Below are 21,959 nucleotides of genomic sequence, written 5' to 3'. Positions count from 1 at the left end.
TTGGCCCAAGCTTTGGTGTAAAGCTGCGCGGAGTGTGGCTTTTTGTTAGCCTTGCGTAGGCATCGATTACCGACGACAAGTGCTTCAAATTGCTAATGAAATTGGCTGGGACGGACGAAGCCGATCTAAGTGACAGGGATCACAGAGACTGAACCGGAGCGCACTTAAGCTCACCTAAGCTTGAAGACGGGGCCTTGCCCCATGCAGGTGGCTCCGACGGTTTAAGGACTCGCGCTGCGCCGATATTGTGCAAACCCATCGCGCACTGGAACGACCTTCCGGCGCTGACAAATTGGAAATCGCCGTGAACGCATACAGTAAGACGCCGCTTCTCGACACCATCCGGACGCCGGACGACCTGCGCAAGCTCAAGATCGAGCAGGTTCGTCAGGTCGCCGACGAGCTGCGGCAGGAGACCATCGATGCCGTCTCGGTAACCGGCGGTCACTTCGGCGCGGGTCTCGGCGTGGTCGAGCTCACCACCGCGATCCATTACGTCTTCGACACGCCGCGCGACCGGCTGATCTGGGACGTCGGCCACCAGGCCTATCCGCACAAGATCCTCACCGGTCGGCGCGACCGCATCCGCACCCTGCGCACCGGCGGCGGCCTGTCCGGCTTCACCAAGCGCAGCGAGAGCGACTACGATCCGTTCGGCGCGGCACATTCCTCGACCTCGATCTCCGCCGGCCTCGGCATGGCCGTGGCACGCGACCTCTCCGGCGGCAAGAACAACGTTATCGCCGTCATCGGTGACGGGGCGATGTCGGCGGGCATGGCCTATGAGGCCATGAACAATGCCGGGGCGATGAACTCGCGCCTGATCGTCATCCTCAACGACAACGACATGTCGATCGCGCCGCCGGTCGGCGCCATGAGCGCCTATCTGTCGCGCCTGTATTCCGGCAAGACCTATCGCACGCTGCGCGAGGCGGCCAAGCAGATCAACAAGCGCCTGCCCAAGATCATCGCCAACCGCGCCAACCGCGTCGAGGAATATTCGCGCGGCTTCATGATGGACGGCGGTACGCTGTTCGAGGAGCTCGGCTTCTATTACGTCGGCCCGATCGACGGCCATAACCTCGACCACCTCCTGCCCGTGCTGAAGAACGTCCGCGACATGGAGGAAGGCCCGATCCTGGTCCACGTCGTGACGCAGAAGGGCAAGGGTTACGGCCCGGCGGAAGCTTCCGCCGACAAGTACCATGCCGTCGTCAAGTTCGACGTCGCGACCGGCACGCAAGCCAAGGCCAAGCCGAACGCGCCCGCCTACCAGAACGTGTTCGGCCAGAGCCTCGTCAAGGAAGCGCAGAAGGACGAGAAGATCGTCGCCATCACCGCGGCGATGCCGTCCGGCACCGGCGTCGACATCTTCAACAAGGCGTTCCCGGACCGCACCTTCGACGTCGGCATCGCCGAGCAGCACGCGGTGACCTTTGCCGCCGGTCTTGCGAGCGAAGGCTACAAGCCGTTCTGCGCGATCTACTCGACCTTCCTGCAGCGCGGCTACGACCAGATCGTCCATGACGTCGCGATCCAGAACCTGCCCGTCCGCTTCGCCATCGACCGCGCCGGCCTCGTCGGCGCCGACGGCGCGACGCATGCCGGCTCGTTCGACAACGCCTATCTCGGCTGTCTGCCGAACATGGTGATCATGGCGGCGGCCGACGAGGCTGAGCTCGTGCACATGGTGGCAACCCAGGTCGCGATCGACGACCGTCCGAGCTCGTTGCGCTATCCGCGCGGCGAAGGCCGCGGCATCGAGATGCCCGAGGTCGGCATTCCGCTCGAGATCGGCAAGGGCCGCATGATCCGCCAGGGCAGCAAGATCGCCCTGCTCTCGTTCGGCACCCGCCTCGCCGAATGCGAGAAGGCGGCCGACGAACTCGCCGCGCACGGCCTTTCGACCACGATCGCGGATGCGCGCTTCATGAAGCCGCTTGACACCGAGCTGGTGCTCAAGCTCGCCCGCGACCACGAGATCCTGATCACGATCGAGGAAGGCTCGGTCGGCGGCTTCGGCTCGCACGTCGCGCAGTTCCTGACAGACCAGGGTGCGCTCGACAGCGGCATGGTCAAGTTCCGCACGATGGTGCTGCCCGACGTGTTCCAGGACCACGACACGCCGGCCGCGATGTACGCCCGTGCCGGTCTCGACGCCAAGGGCATCGTCGCCAAGGTGTTCGAAGCGCTCGGCAAGGACGTGAAGACCGAGACGGTCAAGCTGGCTTGATACGTCGTACGGGCACTGGACCCACCTCTCCCATTGGGAGAGGTCGGATCGCGCAAGCGATCCGGGTGGGGGGTTCAGGTCCCACGTGAGAGCGTAACCCCTCACCCGCGCCTTCGGCGCGACCTCTCCCTTCGGAAGAGGTTTTGCACCGCCGACGCCGCGGCAACTCGATGCCTCCTCGGTCGGTATTCCCATGAAAATCTATCTGGCAGGCCCCGACGTGTTCCTGCCGGATGCGGTCGAGATCGGCCGGCGCAAGGCCGAGATCTGCGAGCGCTTCGGGCTCACCGGCCTCTATCCTCTCGACAACGAGATCGACCTCACCGCCCCCGACGCCTCGCGGCAGATCTTTTGCGGCAACGAGGCGATGATGGATGCGGCCGACGCCATCATCGCCAACCTGACGCCGTTCCGCGGTGCCGGCGCCGATCCCGGGACCGTCTACGAGCTTGGCTACATGGCCGGGCGCCGTAAATTGTGTCTCGCCTATTCCAACGATGGCGCCACCTATGCCGACCGCGTCGGCCGTTTCATGGACGTCACGACCGAGGACGGGCGGCTGGTCGATGCGCAGGGCCTGACGGTCGAGGATTTTGGCCTTGTCGACAACCTCATGATGATCCATGCGCTGGAACTGCACGGCTGCCCGCTGGTGACGCCGGCCACGATGCCGATCGACGTCTGGCACGATCTCGCCGCGTTCGAGGCTTGCGTCCGGATGGCGGCCGCGCGATTGATTGCACCATAAGCGCATCAATCGTCCCAAGAATCGTCTCAAGAATCGTCTCATGAGAGCGTGATGTCCCCTTCTCGCAAACGCGCGGATATTCTGCTGGTCGAGCGCGGCCTGTTCGAGAGCCGGGCACGGGCGCGCGCGGCCATCGAGGCCGGCCTCGTCACTGCCGACGACAAGCAGGTGACGAAGCCGTCGGAGACCATCGCCGAGGATGCGGTGATCCAGGCCGAGCCCGCGCACCCCTACGTGTCGCGCGGCGGCGTCAAGCTCGCCGGCGCGCTGGAGCGCTACCCGATCGAGATCGAGGACCATGTCTGCCTCGACGTCGGTGCCTCCACCGGCGGTTTCACCGAGGTGCTGCTGGCCAATGGCGCAAGCCTGGTGTTCGCCATCGATGTCGGCACCAGCCAGTTGCATCCCTCGCTGCGCGATCATCCCAAAATCGTGTCGATGGAGGAGACCGACATCCGCGCCTATGAAGGCAGACGCCTGCCGGCGCGGCCCGATGTCGTCGTGATCGACGTCAGCTTCATCTCGCTGAAGGCCGTGCTGCCCGTGGCGCTGTCGCTGGCGGCCGCACCGATGAGCCTGCTGGCGCTGATCAAGCCGCAATTCGAGGCCGAGCGGAAGCACAACAAGAAGGGCATCATCCGCGACGCCGCCGTGCATCAGCAGATCTGCGACGATATCGCAGCCTTCGCCGCCTCGCTCGGCTGCACCGACATCGAGGTGTTCCCCTCGCCGATCACCGGCGGCGACGGCAACATCGAATTCTTCCTGGGCGCGCGCCGTGGTTGAGCGCCTGAGGATCGATCACGTCGGCCATCGCGGCGACGGCGTCGCGCTCGGCGCCGGCGAAGCGATCTATGTGCCGTATGCGCTCGGCGGCGAGACCGTCGAGGTCGACCACGTCGCGGGCAACCATCCCGACCGCCGCAAGCTGCTGGCGGTCGACGTCGCAAGCCCCGAGCGCGTCGCGCCGTTCTGCCCGCATTTCGGCATCTGCGGCGGCTGCGCGATCCAGCACTGGGCGGCCGAGCCGTATCATGCCTGGAAGCGCAGCATCGTGGTCGAGACGCTGGCGCAGGCCGGCATCGATTGCGAGGTCGCGCCGCTGGTCGATGCCCATGGCGTGGGGCGCAGGCGCGTCACGCTGCACGGCCGGTTCGGCACGCATGACATCCTCAAGGTCGGCTTCTCGGCAGCGAGCTCGCACGACGTCATCCCGATTCATCGCTGCCCGATCCTCGATCCCGCACTCGACGGCGCGCTCGATGCCGCCTGGGCGCTGGCCGAGCCGCTCACGTCCAAAATGCCGGTGACGAAGCCGCTCGACATCCAGGTCACCGCCACCACCAACGGCCTCGATGTCGATGTGCGCGGCTCCGGCCCGCTGCCGACGCCGCTGGTCACGGCGCTGTCGCGCGTCGCCGAGCAGCATCGCCTCGCGCGGCTGACGCGGCATGGCGAGCTGGTGCTGCAGCGCCTGCCGCCGACGGTGAAGATGGGCCGCACTGAAGTGACGCTGCCGCCGGGCTCGTTCTTGCAGGCAACCGTCGCGGGCGAAGAGACGCTGGCGTCTCTCGTCGCCGAACGCGTCGGCAAGGCCAAGGAGGTTCTCGACCTCTTCTGCGGTGTCGGACCATTCGCGCTGCGGCTCGCCGAGAAGGCGCGCGTCGCCGCCTATGACAACGACGCCGGCGCAGTTGCCGCGCTGGCAAAGGCCGCGCGCACGCCCGGCCTGAAGCCAATCAGGTCCGAGCCGCGCGACCTGTTCCGCCGCCCCCTGGTGCCGCAGGAGCTGCGCGACTTCGACGCCGTCGTGTTCGATCCCCCGCGCCAGGGCGCACAGGCGCAGGCACTGAAGCTCGCCGCGAGCACGGTGCCCGTCATCGTCGCGGTGTCCTGCAACGTTGCAACCTTCGCCCGCGACGCACGGCTGCTGATCGACGGCGGCTACAGGATCGACGGCGTCGTGCCGGTCGACCAATTCCGCCACACGCCGCATGTCGAGCTGGTGGCGCGGTTTGCGCGGTAGCTGCAAGCCTCGTGGGACGGCCCGCCGCGGGCGCCTCACCCGGTGCCGATCCGAACCTTGATACCGGTCAACCGCCCGAGCTTCCGGGGACGCTAGAAGCGTCGTGGCGAAAGGGCCGTGGAGCGGATGATGGCGATCGACCGGCGACAACTCATGACCACCGCGCTCGGACTTTCCGCGGCGGCAATCACCGCCCGCCCCTCGGCTGCGGCGACGACGACCTATGAGGAAACGGTGCGAGCGTCGCGAGCGCCGCTGCAATCGGTGCCGCGGGACCGCGAGCTCGTGCGCTTTGCCACGCTCGCCGCCAACAGCCACAACACCCAACCCTGGATCTTCTCCGCCCGCGGCAATGAAATCGTGATTGCGCCCGATTTCGCGCGCCGCTGTCCGGTGGTCGATCCGGACGATCACCACCTTTTCGTCAGCCTCGGCTGCGCCGCCGAGAACCTCGTTCTCGCGGCATCAGCGCTCGGCTGGCGCGCGAACCCGATTATCGACGGTGACAAGGTCCGGATCGCGCTGGAGCAGGCGCGCCCCGAAGCGTCGTCGCTCGTCAACGCGATTCCCCTCAGGCAATGCACCCGTGCAGCCTTCGACGGCAAGCCGGTGGCGCCCGACATTCTGCGCCAGCTCGAGAACGCCTGCCGGGAGCCGAACGTCTCGGCAATCCTTATGACCGAACGCGCCGCCATCGCAAAGATCACCGACTACGTGCTCGAAGGCAATGCCGCGCAAATGCGCGACAAGGCCTTCATGCGCGAGCTCGTGGGCTGGATGCGCTTCAACGAGGCCGATGCGGTCGCGACCATGGACGGGTTGTTCTCGCGGGCCTCGGGAAGCCCGTCCCTGCCGGCATGGATCGCGCGACCGCTGCTCAGGTTCTTCTTCACCGAAAGCGGCGAGAGCGGGAAATACCGCGCCGAGCTCGACAGCTCCGCGGGTGTCGTCGTGCTTGCCGCCGATCGTAGCGACACGTCGCACTGGATTGCGGTCGGCCGTGCCTGCCAGCGGTTCGGCCTGCAGGCGACCGCGCTCGGGCTCAAATATTCCTTCGTCAACCAGCCGATCGAGGTGGCGACGCTAAGGCCGCAGTTCGCAGTCTCGCTCGGACTCGGCGAGCGGCGTCCCGATATCGTGATGCGCTTCGGAGCCGGGCCCGATCTGCCGAAATCGCTCCGCCGCGCTCCCGAACTGGTGATGCGGCCGACGCAATAGTCTCCTAGCGCCGAAGGCCGCCGAGCGCCGGTGACTCGCCGGGCAGCATGTTCGATCTGATATCGCTGTCCATGCGGCCCGAGTCCTGCTGGGTGAACCCGGCCCCGAACGACAGGCTGAGGTTGGAGGTCGGCTTGAATTCGACCCCCGCGAACGCGCCGTAGCCGGGCCCGGCTCCGGAGGTGAGCGGCGCAAGCGAACTGCCAATGCCGTTGCCGTATTTCAGCGTGTCGAAGCCGGCAAAGAACGTGACGGGCATGCCGCCCGCCGTCTTGGTGTTGTAGCCGAACTGCGTGCTGTCATAGGAGAGCGCGCTGAAATTGCCGGCCTGTCCAGCCTGGCCGAGACCGCTCCAATTGAGGTTGCCACGCTGGCTACCGACGAAGAAGCCGTTCGCAAAGTTGGCGCGCCCGCCTGCGTCGCTGGCATTGAAGCCTGGAAAATTGCCGTAACTTTCGGAGCTCTGGCCATCGCTGCCGCCAAAGCCGAAAGGTCCGCCCGGTATCCAATACCTCAAGGGTGCAACTTGCGCATGAGCGGGCGCTCCGCCGAGGCAAAGCACGGCGAAGAGAGCTGCGAGACCGCAAGAACCTGCAAGGCTGGACATTCCGGCTACCGTCAAAATGCTCACAAATTATACCCTCGGTATATCGCGATGGCCAGCGAAGCAATGGCGGTCCCCGCGGCCCCGGTTCCAGGGTCACGTATTCCTGACAAATTGAACCTCCCATCCGCCGGATTGACCCACATAGAGGACGCGCAAGCTCGAGCCGTCATCGCGATCGCCAGAGCCTCGTGCGATCCAGCAATGCGCAGTTTGCGCTGACCTTTGAAAATGCCCGACACAGCATGGAGGTCGTCATGGAGGTCAATTCCGACAGGTTGAATGCCTTTATGGGCAAGATGATCACCGAGGTCGGGGCCGCGATGAACGCATCGCTGGTCCTGCTGGGCGACAAGCTCGGCCTCTACCGCGCCCTCGCCGCCAAGGGGCCCATGAACTCTGCCGAACTCGCAAGCGCCACCGGGACGAACGAACGCTACGTCCGCGAGTGGCTGTCGAGCCAGGCGGCTTCTGGTTACGTCGAATATGATACCGCTTCAGGAAAATTCTCGATGTTGCCGGAGCAGGCGATGGCGCTTGCCGACGAGGACAGCCCGGTGTTCCTCGGCGCAGTCGGCAATGTCATTGCCGCGGCGTTCCTCGACGAGCCGAAAATTACGGATGCATTCAAGTCCGGCAAGGGAGTCGGCTGGAACCGGCGGAGCGAGTGCCTGTTCTGCGGCACCGCCCGCTTCTTCCGCACCGGCTACATGCATCATCTAGTGCAGGAGTGGCTGCCCGCGCTCGACGGCGTGGTGGACAAGCTCAAGCGCGGCGCCAAGGTCGCCGACGTCGGTTGCGGGCATGGCGTTTCGACGCGGCTGATGGCGAACGCCTTCCCGAACTCCCGGTTCTACGGCTTCGACTATCACGAGGGCTCGATCGAGGCCGCGCGAAAGGCAGCCAATGAGGCCAAGCTGGGCGACCGGGTCAGCTTCGCTGTTCACTCGGCCAAGACCTATCCGGCCGAAGGCTATGATCTCGTCTGCTTCTTCGATTGCCTGCACGACATGGGCGATCCCGTCGGCGCCATCAGCCACGTACGCGAAGCCATGGACAAGGACGGCACCTGCATGCTGGTCGAGCCGTTCGCGGGCGACCGCCTCGAAGACAATCTCAATCCGGTCGGTCGCGTCTACTATGCGGCGTCGACCATGATCTGCACACCGGCCTCGCTCGACCAGGAGGTCGGCCTGGCGCTGGGCGCACAAGCGGGCGAAGCAAGGCTGCGCAAGGTCGCCCGCGAAGGCGGCCTGACGCGCTTCCGTCGCGCCGCCGAGACGCCCTTCAACCTGATCCTGGAGGCGCGGATCTGATCTCGATCGCGCCGGGCGCACGGAGGCGGCATGCGGCCATGCCCGTACCGCAGCCTCGCCCGGTGCCGACATCCTTGCCTCACTCGCGCCGCAACGTAAGTTGGCGTCGAGCAGGCGGCGCGAGTCCGCCGCAATGGGAGGATGACGATGCGATATCTGGGTCTGGCGCTGGCTGTGCTGTTCACCATCGCGACCTCGGAAGCCGGCCGCGCGGCCGAGCCGACCCGCTTCGTGCCGCTGAAACCCGACGAACTTTCGTCGTCGCAGAGAGAATGGGCGGACGCGATCGCGGTGCCCCCGCGCAACGCGAAATTCACCAACCCGCCCTACCGCGCCTATATCCGCAACCCGGAGCTGGCGCCAAAACTCTCTGCGATGTCGGACTATCTGCGCTGGAATTCGTCACTGCCGGCGCGCCTCAGCGAATTCGCGATTCTGATCACCGCGCGGCAATGGACGGCGCAGTATGAATGGTTCGCGCATTATCCGCTTGCGATGAAGGCCGGGCTCGATCCTGATGTCGCCAAGGACGTCGCCAACGGCGTGCGGCCGAAGGCGATGAAGGACGACGAGGCCGCGCTCTACGACCTCGCGATGGCGCTCTATCGCGACAAGAAGGTGTCCGACGATATCTACCGCGCGGCCCAGCAAAAATTCGGCGAGCGCGGCATCATGGATGTCATCGGCCTGATCGGCTATTACGACCTGGTCTCGATGACGCTGATCACGATGCAGGCGGAAGCGCCGAACGACAGCGTGCCCCCGCTGCCGCCGCTGGCTGCGAAATAGCCACGCAGCAACCGCGGTTGATACCGCACGATCCCAAGAAGCCTGGAGACCCCGGTGACATCTGACAGCCCCGTCGCCTACGAATGCGTGGGCAACATCGCCCGCATCACGCTCAACCGCCCGCCGGTCAATGCGCTGAGCCTCGAGGTCATCCGGGCGGTGGTCGCGGCACTGCGCCGCGCCGCCGACGATCCGGATGCGCGCGTGGTTGTGCTGGCGAGCGCGATCGCCAGGCGCTTTTCGGCCGGCCTCGACCTCGACATCCTGCTTGGCAAATCCGGTGCCGAGATCCGCGAATTCCTCCAGGCGCTCTATATCGACCTTTATGACGCCCAGTACGGTCTCGGAAAGCCGTCGATCGCCGCGGTCGGCGGCGCGGCCCGCGGCGGCGGCATGACCATGGCGGTGTCCTGCGACGTGGTGCTGGCATCCGAGAGCGCGACGTTCGGCTATCCCGAGATCGACGTCGGCGTCATTCCCGCGATCCACTACGCGCATCTGCCGCGCATCATCGGGCGCCACCGCGCTTTCGAGCTGCTGTTCACCGGCCGCGTCTTCAGCGCCGCCGAGGCACGCGAGCTCGGCGTGGTGAACCGCGTCGTGGGAGATACGGAGCTCGAGGCCGAGGTCGTGAGGCTCGCGGCGCAGCTCGCCGCGAAATCAGCCGCGGTGCTGCGGATGGGCCGGGCCGCCTTCATGCGCCAGATCGACCTCGACTATCGGCGCAGCATTGCCAGCGCCGTGGACGACTTCTGCAACGTCGCGACGTCGGACGAGGCGCAGGAGGGTCTGAGGGCGTTCGTGGAGAAACGGGCACCGAAATGGTGAGGACGGCCGGCCGCCGCGCGCGTCGGGAACGCGAAGCGTTCAGGCGGTCTTGTCGACCGAAGACGATGAATCGGCCGGTGGATATTTCGTCACCGGCACCATGAAGGACTTGGTGCCGACCTGGTAGATGACCTTGCCGTTCTTCCCATCATCGGTCGCAATCTGCGCCTGCCCGAACATGATGACGTTCTTGTAGACGATGCCGGTGCCCTGCCGGGTGATGCCGTCGGTGGTGACGCTGACCTGCGCTTCGTTGCCGTTGACGGCGAGCACCTTGAAGCTCGCGCTCTTGCCGTTGTCGCTGGAATAGCCGCCCCAGCTTCCCATGAGACGGCTGTCGGAGGCCGGCGGCGCCTGCTTCTCGAGATTGGCGGTCTGCTTGCCGGCGCCGCCCGCAGAGAACAGCAGCACCATGTTCTTGCCGTCCTTGGTGCCGACGGTGACCCCGCCGAAGGTGATAAGCGAGCCCTGGACCTCGCCAAAGCCGCGCTCGGTGTGCCCGTTATGGGTGTATTCGACCTGCGCCCGCGCACCGCGGATGTTCACGACCTTGAAGCCGACCGGCTGGTTGTTGCCCACCCAATTGCCCTTCCAGTCACCGACCAGAGCGCTCTGGTGAAAGATCCGCTCGTTCGCGGGCGAAATCTGGCTGGTACTCGATGTGACGATGGCCATTGGATTGCTCGGCGGACAGGTCTCGCGAATCCGCTGCCGTGTGCGCCGGACAGCAATGTCGGAACAGACCTGGAAGCAAACGGAAACAATCCGATTAGGGCCATGCGGCGGTTAACGGTCGGTTAAATTCAACCGCAAGGCGAGATGGGGCAAATGGTCTCATTTCAGGTAAGTCTCGCGTGTCAATGGCCGGGAGGCGGACAACCGGATCTGATCCCGAAAGAACTTTGTTAAGCGTCTTTCGTTGCGCAAACGGCACACGCCGCATGCATCTTTTGAGAAGCACGTTTCGATTGTTGTCTGATCGCTTCTGCTCGCCTAGCGTTGTGGTTGTACTTCGTGGACTACACGACAACGACAATCCGCACCCTCGAACGGTGTGGACGCAATTGGAATACTGCATGCGCGAATGCATCGGGGCTGCTGCGACCATCCGACGGCAATCAGATGACACGCTTCGCAGGAGTCCGAATCGGACTCGGCATTGTTCCGCCAGCACCCGCCGAACCCGAATGCTTCGCCTGCTCCTGGCGAGCTTGCTGGTTGTGGTGCTATCGGCGCTGTTCACGCGATCAGCCTCGGCCCAGGCGAATTGGACCGGTTTGACCAGCAACGATTGGATGGCCGGGAGCAACTGGACGACCGCAGCCCCTCCGATCCCGGGTCAAACCGTCAACATCGGTATCCTGGGCGCGCCGCCGCAGAGGGAGACGATCCTCGGTGTCAGCGGCCCGGTCAACGTCTCGGTGGGGACTATGTCCATTGGCAACAGCGGTGGAACGGCCGGCAATCTGACGATCCAGAACGGCAGCACGTTGACGAGTACCGGCTCATCGCGGCTCGGGATATCGGCTGGAGCCACCGGCATCGTGACCGTCACCGGTGCGGGGTCGCAATGGAACATCCCCGCTGCAACTTTTTATGTCGGCTTTCTAGGCGTCGGCACGCTTAACATTCAAAACGGCGGGGCTGTCGTTACGGGAGCCGGCACGGTCCTGGGTAACTTCGCCTCATCTTCCGGCACGCTCAACATCAGTGGCGGCGGCATACTGGAAACTCAATCCTTGCGGGGCGCGGCCGGGACGAGCCAGGCCAATTTCGACAATGGTATCCTGCGGGCGACTGCCAGCAACGCGACCTTCATCAACGGATTTTCAGGAACCAAGCTCAACATCCTCGCGGGCGGGCTGACGATCGACACCGGAGCGTTCACGGTCGGCACCGATGCCACCTCCGCCTTCACGGGCGCCGGTGGATTGACCAAGATCGGCAACGGCACTCTGAACCTGGCCGCCAGCAGCCCTTATGCCGGCCAAACCGTGGTCCAGGCCGGTATCCTTGCGCTCACCGGTGCGGGCGCCATCAACAATTCAAGCCGCGTTGTCACCAACGGGACGTTCGATATTTCCGGCATCAGCGCTGGCGGCACCAGCATTCAGAGCCTCGCCGGCAGCGGCGGCGTCAGCCTCGGCGCGAAGAACCTGACGATCACAAACGCGAGCGACACGTTCGCCGGCGTGATTGGCGGCACGGGAGGCCTGACCGTTACCGGTGGCACCCAGACGCTGTCGGGCGCCAACAACTATACCGGCGCGACAAATGTGAACGGCGGCACCCTGCGCGCCGGAGCCGCGAATACATTCAGCGCAGCGTCGGCCTTCAACGTGGCCGCCGGCGGCACACTCGACCTCGCCGGCTTTAATCAAACGCTCACCTCGCTCGGTAATGCCGGCACGGTCACTCTCGGCGGCGCCCCTGGAGCCACGCTGACCGTGGTCGGCAATTACGTGGGCAATGGCGGCACGGTTCAACTCAACGCCAGGCTCGGCGGCGACAGCTCGCCGACCGATCTGTTGCGGGTGCAAGGAAGCACATCGGGCTCGTCATCACTCCGGGTCACCAATGTCGGCGGCGCCGGCGCGCAGACCACCGAAGGCATCAAGGTGATAGACGTGGTCGGCGCGTCCAACGGCAGCTTTTCGCTTCTAGGCAGCTACGTCTTTCACGGCGAGCAGGCCGTGGTCGGCGGCGCCTATGCCTATACGTTGCAGAAGAATGGCATCGCCACACCCGGTGACGGCGATTGGTATCTGCGCTCGAGCCTGATCAATCCGCCGGTGACGGCACCGCCCGGCCCGCTGTATCAGCCGGGCGTTCCGCTCTACGAGAACTATGCGCAAGTGCTGCTTGGCATGAATGATCTGCCGACGCTGCAGCAACGCGTCGGCAACCGCTATTGGGGCGGCAGCGACGCCATGGCGCGCGCCGGTGCCGCGCCGTTGACAGCCGCGGCTTCGCCGGCGCCCACGGCGTTCTGGGGCCGCATCGAAGGTGGCCATTCCGACTTGCAGCCCGCCAACACCACCGGCTCGACCTACAAGGCCGACCAGTTGAAAGTGCAGACAGGACTCGATGGCCTTGTGCTGGAGAACGAACGGGGCCGGTTGTTCGTCGGCCTCACCGCCCAATATGGCCTGACGACCGCCAATGTCGCGTCGTTCTTCGGCAATGGACGTATTCGCGTCGAGGGAACGGGCGCCGGCAGCACGCTGACCTGGTATGGCGACAACGGCTTCTATGTCGACGGTCAGGCACAGTCGATGTTCTATCGCAGCGATCTGTCGTCCGTGCTGGCCGGCAGCCTGACCCACGGCAATGAAGGGTTCGGCTACGCCTTCAGCGCCGAAACCGGCAAGCGGATCGGCTTCGGCAACGGCTGGTCGCTGACGCCGCAGGCGCAGCTTTCCTATTCGAAGGTCGCCTTCGACAGCTTTGCCGATCGGTTCGGCGCGCCGGTGTCGTTGCGCGATGGTGACAGCCTGCTCGGCCGCGCCGGACTTGCGCTCAATCATCAGAGGATATGGAGCGACGGCACGGGCATCGTGCGATCCGATGTCTACGGCATCGCCAATCTGCGTTACGAGTTTCTCAACGGCACCAATGTCGATGTCGCAGGTACCGGTTTTGTCAATGCGCAGGATCGGCTGTGGGACAGCATCGGCGGCGGCGGCACCTACAGCTGGGCGAACGGGCGCTACGCCCTCTTCGGCGAAGTCTCCTACAATGCGAGCCTCAACAACAGCTCGGACAACCGCAACTACAAGGGCACTGGAGGCTTCCGCCTCACCTGGTAAATAACGCGCTCGCAGCCGAGGCGCGCCGGCAAGCTTGCCGTCAACTACTTGGCCTTCGTCCAGCTTGCGTCAATAAGGCCTTGGCTGCGCGTCAATGAGTCCGCGCCCTAGAAGGCGAGCCTGACCCCGCCGCGCCCGGTGACGTTCCAGGCCGCTTAGCGTCCCCAGCGGTCCGACCAGATCTTCTCGCCGATCAGGCAGCTGACGCGCGGCTCCTTGTCGGCGACCCGCATCACGGGACGCTCGGGCACGCGGCCTGCGACCTCCATCAGGAGCTTGGTGCGGATCGCTTCCTTGAACTTCTCGCGGTCCTTGATCGTGATGACGAATGAGCCGGGACCGCCGATGACGCAATCCTCGTAGTAGTAGTCGAGATTGTCGATATCCATGGTCGAATAGGACGGCTCCTTGACCATGATCGGCAGGCCGTTGATGACGATGCCTTTCTCGAGCGCGGCGTCGCGCGCCACCGTGACCGGGCCGCCATTGTTGTTGGGGCCGTCGCCGGAGATGTCGATGACGCGACGCAAGCCCCGATAGGGATCCTCGTCGAACAGCGGCATCGCGAACGTGATCGCGCCGGAGATCGAGGTGCGCGAGGCGCGCCGGATCGGCGTCTTCATGATTTCGGTGGCGACCGCGTCCGCGGTCTCAGGTCCGTCGATCAGCCGCCAGGGAATGATGATCTTCTGGTCGGTCGAGGCGGCCCACTCGAAATAGGTCACCGCAATCCGGCCGTTCGGGCCCATCTTCAGCGCCTGGAGAAACTCTTTCGACTGGATCGCCTGCGCGTAGCCCTCGCGCTGGATCGCCAGCTCGTCCATGTCCATGGAGTAGGACACGTCGACCGCGAGGATCAGCTCGACATCGACCGTCTGCGCATCCTTGTCGGCCGCCAGCCGCTGAGTCCTGGGCGGCTCAAACTTCGGCCCTGGTGCCGCGATGCCCGCGACGTCCCCCCCGGCAAGCACGCCGGCCACCAGCACAGCCCCGATCGAGAACAGCAAGCGCATCGCAGTCTCCCGTCGTATGACGCGATGGTGACATGCAATCGCCTTGCCGCAAAGTGCGAAGATCGCCTGCGCTTCACATTCGAGTTAGGAATTACGCAAAGCTGCCGCCGTGTTGCCGCGCTAGCGTCATCGGAACACGTGCGACCACAGGCTCCGTCATTCCGGGGCGGCTCGAAGAGCCGACCCCGGAATGACAGTACCGGACACGCACCCCGCCCACTTGTCCGGCGTGATTTCCATGCTAGGCTGGCCGCACAGATGGGGATGGAGTCCCCCGACAACCGCCCGGCGGTCGGTGACCGTGATGGGCTGATGACTCCTGCTTGAGGTGGGGCAATTTTTGAGCCTCTGCCTTTGGCGGGAGCATGGACAAACCCGCCAATGGCGGGTTTTTTGTTGCCTGAAGGCGAAGGCCGGGACGTGAAGGCCAAGGGGACGTTCGAGGGGAAGTCCAAGGCGTGACGACGACGACACCGAATGCTGCGCGCGCGGGGCTGCCCAGGGGGATCTGGGTGCTCGGCTTCGTCTCGATGCTGATGGACGTCTCCTCCGAGATGATCCACGCGCTGCTGCCGGTCTATCTCGTCACCGTGCTCGGCGCCTCGACGCTCACGGTCGGCTTCATCGAGGGCATTGCGGAGGCGACGGCCTCGATCACCAAGATCTTCTCCGGCGCGCTGTCGGACTGGCTCGGCCGCCGCAAGCTGCTTGCCGCGCTCGGCTATGGGCTGGCAGCCGTCACCAAGCCGCTATTCCCGCTCGCGCCCAGCGTCGAATGGCTGGTGGCGGCGCGCTTCATCGACCGGGTCGGCAAGGGCATTCGCGGCGCGCCGCGCGATGCGCTGATCGCCGATATCGCACCCGTCGGCCTGCGCGGCGCGAGCTTTGGCCTGCGCCAATCGCTCGACACCATCGGCGCCTTCGTCGGACCGCTCGCGGCGATCGGCCTGATGTGGTGGACGGCTGACAATTTTACCGCCGTGTTCTGGGTTGCCGTGCTGCCGGCCTTTCTGTCCTTCGGCCTGATCGCCTTTGCCGTGAGCGAGCCGGAGCCGGACCCGAGCCGGGAATCTGCGAAAAATCCGCTCAATCTCGCCGCGATGCGGCAGCTCGGAGCGGTCTACTGGCGTGTCGTGGCGGTCGGAATCGTCTTCACGCTGGCGCGCTTCAGCGAAGCCTTCCTGATCCTGCGCGCGCAGAACATCGGCCTCAATGCGATGTGGGTGCCGGCGGTGCTGGTGCTGATGAACATCGTCTACGCGCTGTCGGCCTATCCGGCCGGCGTGCTGTCGGACCGCATCAACCGGACCAGCCTGCTCGCGCTCGGTCTCGTCTTCCTCGCCGGCGCCGATCTCGCGCTCGCGCTGCTGCCGAGCCTCGGCGGCCTCGCGCTCGGGGTCGTGCTGTGGGGGCTGCATATGGGATTGACGCAAGGCCTGCTCTCGGCCCTCGTCGCCGACGCCGCGCCGCCAAGCTTGCGCGGCACTGCATTCGGCTATTTCAACCTGTTCACCGGCCTGGCACTGCTGGCCGCGAGCGTGATCGCCGGTGCGCTGTGGGACGCCTATGGTCCGGCCGGCACGTTCCTGGCAGGGCTCGGCTTCGCGCTGGTGTCGCTCGTAGGGCTGCTCGCCGTCGGCAACGGGCTGGCAGCGGAGGGCAAATGAGGATGGGGGGTCGTTCGTCGTGCTGAGCGGAGTGATCGCAATCGTGGTCGGCAGCGTGCTCGGCGGCTGTGCGCGCTACTTCATCTCAGGCGCTGTCGCGCGGCGGCTGGGCGAGACCTTTCCGTGGGGCACCATGACCATCAACGTCACCGGCGGCTTCCTGATCGGCATTTTTGGCGCGCTGGCAACCCATCCGGGCTCGATGTTCGCCTCGCCCAATCCATGGCTGTTCGCAGTGACCGGTTTCCTCGGCTGCTACACCACGGTGTCCTCGTTCAGCCTGCAAACGCTGACGCTCGCCCGCAACGGCGAGCCGATGCACGCGCTCGGCAATGTCGCCTTCTCGGTTGGACTGTGCCTCGCCGCAGTGAGCTGCGGCTTCCTGCTCGCTGACGGTCTTGGAGGGTAGAGGCCGATGAACGTTCCCTCCTCCGCCGAGCGCTGGCGCAGCGCGATGCTCTATGCCTGGGTTTCCGCCGGCAGCGTCGTCGGCGGCCTGACGCGCTACCTGGTCGGGCTCGCGCTCGATACCGGTCCAGGCTTTCCCTTCGCGACACTGTTCATCAACGCGACCGGCTCGCTGATCATCGGATTCTATGCGACGCTGACCGGCCCGGACGGCCGGATGCTGGCACGGCCCGAGCACCGGCAGTTCGTCATGACCGGGTTCTGTGGCGGCTATACCACCTTCTCGGCCTTCAGCCTGGAAACATTCCGCCTGTTCCACGGCGGCATGAAATACATCGCGCTGGCCTATGTCGCATCCTCCGTCGTCTGCTGGCTGGTGTCGGTCTGGCTCGGCCATATCATGGCGAGCCGCTACAACCGCTTGAAAAGGAGCTGACCATGCAAATTCCCAATCAGGCTGTTTCGCTCCGCATCTTCATCGGCGAGAGCGACCATTTCGACGGCAAGCCGCTCTATGAAGCGATCGTGATGAAGGCGCGCGAGCTGCACCTCGCCGGCGCCACCGTGCTGCGCGGTCCGATGGGGTTCGGCAAGTCGAGCCGGCTGCATACTTCGAAAATCCTGCGGCTCTCGGAAGACCTGCCGCTGCTGATCGAAATCGTCGACAGCGAGGACAACATCAACGCATTCCTGCCCATCCTGGATGGCATGATGTCGAGCGGGCTGATCACCTTGGAGAAGGTGCAGGTCCTGCAATATGGTGAGAAAGCCGCGAGCTGATCGCTCCGGCAGGGAACCAGAGCCCGCCGTGTCCAGGAGGCGGAATGAACGACGCCGTCACCAAGCCGAAAACCAGAACCAAGACCAAGGTCGAGCGGCCCAAGCTGCACAAGGTCATCCTGATCAACGACGACTACACGCCGCGCGAATTCGTCACGATGATCCTCAAGGCCGAGTTCCGCATGACGGAAGATCAGGCCTACAAGGTGATGATCACGGCGCACAAGCTGGGCGCCTGCGTGGTCGCCGTGTTCACCAGGGACGTCGCCGAGACCAAGGCAACCCGCGCCACCGACGCCGGCCGCGCCAAGGGCTATCCGCTGCTGTTCACGACCGAGCCGGAGGAATAGGCCGCTAGCCCCGGCCGCGACGGGAACGCACTGGCTTGCGCACAGTGCTCGGGCGCGGGTGCTCCTGAACGTGTTTCCAGAACGCCTCCGCCGCAGGCGTCAGTCGCGATCTCGGACGATACACATGGATCTCGATTGGAATCTCCCATTCCGGCCCGCCCGCCTTCACCAGTTCGCCCGATGCGAGCTGATCGGCGATGAGGTTCTCCTGCAGCCAGGCCATGCCGCGGCCGGCCTGCACCATGGTGGCGAGAAGTTTTGCAAGATGCGATGAAGGTCGCTTATTGAGGGGGACGTCTGGTGATCACAGAAACATCGCGCCACTGCTTTTGACGACTGAGCCGGAGGAATAAGCCATCCGCGCTTTCCGACTTTGCATTCCCGCCGGGGATCGCCGACAATGCCGCAAAACCGGCGCAGGCCGAACAATAAGCAAAGCGGGAAACGACGGACGTGGGCATATCAATAAGAAGCTTCGTGACAAGAGGCCGACTGGTCCTGACGCTGGTGGCGATCGCCTTCTTCACCACCGGCATGGCGCAAGCGGGCGAAAGGCTCCGCATCGGGCTGTTGAAGCTCTCCTCGGCAGCCCCGTTGTTCCTCGCCAAGGAGCGCGGCTATTTCGAGCAGGAAGGGATCGAGGCTGATCTGAAATTCTTCGATGCCGCCGTGCCGATCGCGGTAGCCAGCGTGTCCGGCGATATCGACATCGGTTTCACCGGCTTCACGGCCGCTTTCTACAACCTCGCGGGCAAGGGCGGACTGAAGGTGGTTGCCGGCACGGCGCGCGAGGCACCCGGCTTCCAGAACACGGCCTACGTCGCCTCCAAGCGCGCTTATGATTCGGGCCTGAAGACGCTGAAGGACTTGCCCGGCCATTCCGTCGGCATCACGCAAGTCGGCTCCACTTTCCATTATTCGCTCGGCCTGATCGCCGACAAGCTGAAATTCGACGTGACCTCCGTCCGGGTCGTTCCGCTGCAGTCGCTGCCGAATGTCGCCGCGGCCATCAAGGGCGGCCAGCTCGACGCGGCGCTCACCGCCACGACCACGATCAGCCCGGTGGTCGCCTCTGGCGACGCGATCGTGCTCGGCTTCGTCGGCGACGAGACGCCCTGGATGCTCGGCTGCGTCGTGGCTTCGACCGCGACGATCGAGAAGAACCGCAAGCTGGTCGAGAAGGTGCTGGCCGTCTACCGCCGCGGCGCCGACGACTATGTGCGCGTGCTGTTGAAACGCGATGCGGACGGCAAATTCGTCCGCAGCGAGGAGGGGGACGCGATGCTTGCGATCATCTCCAAATACACCGAGCAGAAGGTCGAGCAGCTCCGCATCGGGCTGTCGGTCGTCGACCCCGCGCTCGACAGCGCCGACATCGCCCGTCAGATCGCCTGGTTCAAGCGCCAGAAGATGATCGAACCCGATATCGATGCCGAGAAGATCATCGACAAATCCTTCGTCCCGGACCGGCCGACGGCGCCGAAATGACTGACGACAACGACAACAAGAACACGGAGCTACCCATGAGCGCGAGCGAAGTCACCGCGGGCACCAAAATCGTCCGGCGTGCCGCGAACCAAAAGCCCTCGCGCGTCGTCGCCGACATCTGCGTGGTCGGCTCGGGTGCTGCCGGCATGTCGGCGGCGATCGAGGGCGCGCGTGCCGGACGCAAGGTGGTGCTGGTCGACAGCCTGCCCGCGCTCGGCGGCCAGGCGGTCAACTCCATCATCGGCACCTTCTGCGGCCTGTTCTCGAACGGCAGCGACGGCTACCAGTTCACCCACGGCATCGCCGACGATCTCCTTGGCGACCTCGGTGCGCAGGAGAACGCGCTGTTCTACCGCCGCGGGCCGCACACCACCGTCGTCTACTACGACGAGGTCGCGCTCGGACGCTGGGTCGAGAAGGCGATGCTTGCGGCCGGCGTCACCGTGATCGTCGGCGCCGTGATGCGCAACGTCCGCGTCGCCGGTCGGCGCGTGACCGGGATCGATCTCTCCACCCGCTACGGTGACGTCGAGGTCGAGGCGAACGGCTTCGTCGACGCCTCCGGCGACGCCGCGCTGGTGTGGCAGGCGGGCTTTGCCTGCCGCGAGCCGGACGACGGCCCGATCTACGGCACGCAAATGCTGATCGTCGAGAATATCGACGAGAGCAAGGTGCCGAGCCGGGAGGAATTGCCGGCGCGCATGCGAGAGAAGGCCGGCGACTACGGCCTGTTGCGGCGCGAGGGCCTGTCCTTCGTCATTCCCGGGCGCGGCGTTGCCGCCATGAACATGACCCATGTCGAGACGCCACTGGAGCCGCTAGAGGCGAGCCGCAAGGGCATCGAGGGCAAGGACCAGGCCGATCGCGCCTTTGCCTTCCTCAGGAACGAATTCCCCGCCTGCTTCGGCAAGGCGCGCATCCGCGCCTATGGCTTTCCCGGGATCCGCCAGACGCGCTGGATCGTCGGCCGCCAGCAATTGTCGGTCGACGACGTCCGCGCCGGCACCAAATTCGAAGACGCGATCGGCCGCACGGCGTGGCCGATCGAACTGCACGACCACGGCTCCGGCCATCACTGGCACGTCTTCGACAAGGACCACGTCCACTATGTGCCGTTCGGCAGCCTGACGCCGCAGGAAGCCGACAACATCGTCGCCGCCGGCCGTTGCATCGATGCCGACAAGGCCGCACTCTCCAGCGTTCGGGTGATGGGCCCCTGCATGGCGATGGGCGCCGCCGCTGCGCACGCGCTCGACCTCGCCGGCAGCGGCAGCGTGCATCAGATCGACATCGATGCACTGAAGCGGCGCGTGCATGACAATCTGGAGCGGACGGACTGAGGCGCGCAGCAGCCAGGAGCGGCGGCCGCAGCTCTCTGCTCAGCCGACCGGCGCGATCGTCGGTCTGAACGCCCTTAGGCCATCACCACCGGCGTCTCTTCGGTCAGCCCATACACGCGCTGCGCCTTCGAAAACCCCGCGATCGGAAATTCGCCGAGCTCGCGCCAGTCGTGGCGGCAGGCGTTCGCGAAGACCTCCGAGACCACGACGGTGCGGCCGAGCCGGCCGGCGATCTTCTCCAGCCGCGCCGCGAGATTGACGGCAGGGCCGATGCAGGTGAAGTCGAGCCGGTTGCCGCCGCCGATATTGCCGTAGAGGATGTGGCCGACATGCAGCGCGACGCCGAAGCGGAAGCGCTCGACGACGTCGCCGACCGGAAAGGCGAGCGCCTCGACGCTGGCGCGGGATTCGCGCGCGGCTTCCAGCACGCGCGAACAGACATGGGCGGCATCGCCGACATACTCGTCGATTGGAAACACCGCGAGCAGGCCGTCGCCCATGAACTTCAGCACCTCGCCGCCATGGCCCCGGATTGCGGTGACCTGGCAGTCGAAATACTGATTGAGGATCTCGACCACGGTCTCGGCCGGCAGCCGGTCCGACAACGCGGTGAAGCCGCGCAAGTCAGAGAGCCAGATGGCCGCCTGCATGGTGTCGTTGTGGCCACGGCGGATCTGGCCGCCGAGGATGCGCGCGCCGGCGCGGTTACCGACATAGGTGTCGAGCAGCATCTCGGCGGTACGGCGCAGGCTGACGATCTCGCTGACGCGCGCGAGCGGCGCCATCATGGCCCGGATCGCCGCGACGTCGTCGTCGCTGAATCCGCTGGGGTGACGCGTGGTCCAGCTCGTTGCGTGGATCGAGCCGTCGAGATACGGCATCGGCATCGCGAGGTAGTCGGTCACGCCTTCGGCGCGCATGTCGTCGAGGAACGGAAACCGCTTGCTGTCGGGGTCGTCCATCCGTCCCCGGACCTCCAGCCCCTCCTCGAACACGATCCGCAGCGGGCTGCGTGCGAATTCAGGCGTGTCCAGGATCTCGAAATCGACAGTGCCGATCTCGACCTCCTGGCCTTCCCGCCAGATGAAGTTGCGGCCGAAGATTTCGGGATGCAGCGTACGGATGAAGATGCCGAACCGCCACAGCGGCAGGCCAGCTGCGACCAGATGCTCGCAAACGTCGGCGATCATCTCGGCCGGGGTCCCGGACGACCTCGCGCCGTCGATCAGCCAGTTGGTGATGCGCTGGAGCTCGGAGTTTTGCATGTCCGCATTTGCGGACGAAGTTCTGGGGACGTCAAGCTGCGCGGTGGGCTGGTACCGCGACACTAACGCCTCACCCC

General features: G+C 65.3%; 21 protein-coding genes, 1 pseudogene and 1 riboswitch. Of the genes and pseudogenes, 17 read left to right on the top strand and 5 right to left on the bottom strand.

What is annotated here, in order from left to right; translation table 11 throughout:
• Positions 1-304: 304 nt before the first annotated feature.
• The 5 genes from dxs (at position 305) to ACE10W_RS10035 (ending at position 6,225) form a co-directional block, all read left to right on the top strand.
• Positions 305-2,233: a 1-deoxy-D-xylulose-5-phosphate synthase gene (gene dxs, locus ACE10W_RS10055; protein WP_028175335.1), complete on the top strand. Its 1,929-nt coding sequence runs from the start codon at positions 305-307 to the stop codon at positions 2,231-2,233.
• Between the two features lie 193 nt (positions 2,234-2,426).
• Positions 2,427-2,981 carry a nucleoside 2-deoxyribosyltransferase gene (locus ACE10W_RS10050; RefSeq protein ID WP_304551303.1) on the top strand — a complete coding sequence of 185 codons (555 nt, stop codon included), beginning with the start codon at positions 2,427-2,429 and terminating at the stop codon, positions 2,979-2,981.
• A gap of 51 nt (positions 2,982-3,032) precedes the next feature.
• Positions 3,033-3,767, top strand: coding sequence for a TlyA family RNA methyltransferase (locus ACE10W_RS10045; RefSeq protein ID WP_304551301.1), 735 nt, complete (start codon positions 3,033-3,035; stop codon positions 3,765-3,767).
• Positions 3,760-5,007, top strand: coding sequence for a class I SAM-dependent RNA methyltransferase (locus ACE10W_RS10040; RefSeq protein ID WP_304551299.1), 1,248 nt, complete (start codon positions 3,760-3,762; stop codon positions 5,005-5,007). Before ACE10W_RS10045 ends, ACE10W_RS10040 begins: the two co-directional genes overlap by 8 nt.
• Positions 5,008-5,160: 153 nt before the next feature.
• Entirely contained in the window at positions 5,161-6,225 is a 1,065-nt protein-coding gene (locus ACE10W_RS10035) for an Acg family FMN-binding oxidoreductase (protein WP_249163248.1), read from the top strand.
• A 4-nt stretch (positions 6,226-6,229) separates the two neighbouring features.
• Here ACE10W_RS10035 and ACE10W_RS10030 read toward each other — a convergent pair whose 3' ends face one another.
• Positions 6,230-6,832 carry a hypothetical protein gene (locus ACE10W_RS10030; protein WP_304551298.1) on the bottom strand — a complete coding sequence of 201 codons (603 nt, stop codon included), beginning with the start codon at positions 6,830-6,832 and terminating at the stop codon, positions 6,230-6,232.
• 254 nt (positions 6,833-7,086) lie between these two features.
• Between ACE10W_RS10030 and ACE10W_RS10025 the strand changes: the two genes are divergently transcribed.
• The 3 genes from ACE10W_RS10025 (at position 7,087) to ACE10W_RS10015 (ending at position 9,762) form a co-directional block, all read left to right on the top strand.
• On the top strand, positions 7,087-8,145 hold the full coding sequence (locus ACE10W_RS10025; RefSeq protein WP_028175341.1) for a class I SAM-dependent methyltransferase: 1,059 nt from the start codon (positions 7,087-7,089) through the stop codon (positions 8,143-8,145).
• Positions 8,146-8,292: 147 nt separating this feature from the next.
• On the top strand, positions 8,293-8,934 hold the full coding sequence (locus ACE10W_RS10020; RefSeq protein WP_304551297.1) for a carboxymuconolactone decarboxylase family protein: 642 nt from the start codon (positions 8,293-8,295) through the stop codon (positions 8,932-8,934).
• Between the two features lie 54 nt (positions 8,935-8,988).
• The gene (locus ACE10W_RS10015) at positions 8,989-9,762 is read left to right on the top strand and encodes an enoyl-CoA hydratase/isomerase family protein (RefSeq protein WP_304551296.1); all 774 of its coding nucleotides are present in this window, start codon (positions 8,989-8,991) and stop codon (positions 9,760-9,762) included.
• Positions 9,763-9,801: 39 nt separating this feature from the next.
• On the opposite strand, the gene ACE10W_RS10010 is transcribed toward ACE10W_RS10015, so the two are convergent.
• The gene (locus ACE10W_RS10010) at positions 9,802-10,437 is read right to left on the bottom strand and encodes a hypothetical protein (RefSeq protein WP_028175344.1); all 636 of its coding nucleotides are present in this window, start codon (positions 10,435-10,437) and stop codon (positions 9,802-9,804) included.
• A gap of 185 nt (positions 10,438-10,622) precedes the next feature.
• Between ACE10W_RS10010 and ACE10W_RS10005 the strand changes: the two genes are divergently transcribed.
• Positions 10,623-13,571: an autotransporter outer membrane beta-barrel domain-containing protein gene (locus ACE10W_RS10005; RefSeq protein ID WP_304553713.1), complete on the top strand. Its 2,949-nt coding sequence runs from the start codon at positions 10,623-10,625 to the stop codon at positions 13,569-13,571.
• A 21-nt stretch (positions 13,572-13,592) separates the two neighbouring features.
• A pseudogene (locus ACE10W_RS10000) lies at positions 13,593-13,682 on the top strand (IS5/IS1182 family transposase); the annotation flags it as partial.
• Between the two features lie 44 nt (positions 13,683-13,726).
• On the opposite strand, the gene ACE10W_RS09995 reads toward ACE10W_RS10000, so the two are convergent.
• Positions 13,727-14,584 (bottom strand): DUF1194 domain-containing protein, encoded by an 858-nt coding sequence (locus ACE10W_RS09995; protein ID WP_011085427.1) that lies wholly within the window; start codon positions 14,582-14,584, stop codon positions 13,727-13,729.
• Between the two features lie 251 nt (positions 14,585-14,835).
• Positions 14,836-14,913, top strand: a riboswitch (Fluoride riboswitch).
• Between the two features lie 129 nt (positions 14,914-15,042).
• Between ACE10W_RS09995 and ACE10W_RS09990 the strand changes: the two genes are divergently transcribed.
• Genes ACE10W_RS09990 through clpS form a run of 5 tightly spaced genes read left to right on the top strand, consistent with a single transcriptional unit; the run spans position 15,043 to position 17,789 of the window.
• Positions 15,043-16,251, top strand: coding sequence for an MFS transporter (locus ACE10W_RS09990; protein ID WP_304551295.1), 1,209 nt, complete (start codon positions 15,043-15,045; stop codon positions 16,249-16,251).
• A 19-nt stretch (positions 16,252-16,270) separates the two neighbouring features.
• Entirely contained in the window at positions 16,271-16,660 is a 390-nt protein-coding gene (gene crcB / locus ACE10W_RS09985; RefSeq protein ID WP_304551294.1) for a fluoride efflux transporter CrcB, read from the top strand.
• A 6-nt stretch (positions 16,661-16,666) separates the two neighbouring features.
• Positions 16,667-17,095: a CrcB family protein gene (locus ACE10W_RS09980; RefSeq protein ID WP_011085424.1), complete on the top strand. Its 429-nt coding sequence runs from the start codon at positions 16,667-16,669 to the stop codon at positions 17,093-17,095.
• Between the two features lie 2 nt (positions 17,096-17,097).
• Complete coding sequence (locus ACE10W_RS09975) at positions 17,098-17,439, top strand: DUF190 domain-containing protein (RefSeq protein WP_011085423.1); 342 nt, start codon at positions 17,098-17,100, stop codon at positions 17,437-17,439.
• 44 nt (positions 17,440-17,483) lie between these two features.
• A complete protein-coding gene (gene clpS, locus ACE10W_RS09970; protein WP_011085422.1) occupies positions 17,484-17,789 on the top strand; it encodes an ATP-dependent Clp protease adapter ClpS in 306 nt (101 codons plus the stop codon).
• Positions 17,790-17,793: 4 nt separating this feature from the next.
• Here the strand turns inward: clpS and ACE10W_RS09965 are convergent, their stop codons facing one another.
• Positions 17,794-18,033, bottom strand: a complete 240-nt coding sequence (locus ACE10W_RS09965; protein ID WP_011085421.1) for a LysR substrate-binding domain-containing protein — start codon at positions 18,031-18,033, stop codon at positions 17,794-17,796.
• 233 nt (positions 18,034-18,266) lie between these two features.
• Between ACE10W_RS09965 and ACE10W_RS09960 the strand changes: the two genes are divergently transcribed.
• Positions 18,267-19,277 carry an ABC transporter substrate-binding protein gene (locus ACE10W_RS09960; RefSeq protein WP_304551293.1) on the top strand — a complete coding sequence of 337 codons (1,011 nt, stop codon included), beginning with the start codon at positions 18,267-18,269 and terminating at the stop codon, positions 19,275-19,277.
• A gap of 35 nt (positions 19,278-19,312) precedes the next feature.
• Positions 19,313-20,617: an FAD-dependent oxidoreductase gene (locus ACE10W_RS09955; protein ID WP_304551292.1), complete on the top strand. Its 1,305-nt coding sequence runs from the start codon at positions 19,313-19,315 to the stop codon at positions 20,615-20,617.
• A gap of 74 nt (positions 20,618-20,691) precedes the next feature.
• On the opposite strand, the gene ACE10W_RS09950 is transcribed toward ACE10W_RS09955, so the two are convergent.
• Positions 20,692-21,882, bottom strand: coding sequence for an adenylate/guanylate cyclase domain-containing protein (locus ACE10W_RS09950; protein WP_304551291.1), 1,191 nt, complete (start codon positions 21,880-21,882; stop codon positions 20,692-20,694).
• Positions 21,883-21,959 lie beyond the last annotated feature (77 nt).

The organism is Bradyrhizobium sp. B025, from assembly GCF_042257955.1.
In the GTDB taxonomy this organism is placed as follows: domain Bacteria; phylum Pseudomonadota; class Alphaproteobacteria; order Rhizobiales; family Xanthobacteraceae; genus Bradyrhizobium; species Bradyrhizobium diazoefficiens.
This window is presented reverse-complemented; position numbering and strand designations above follow the sequence as displayed.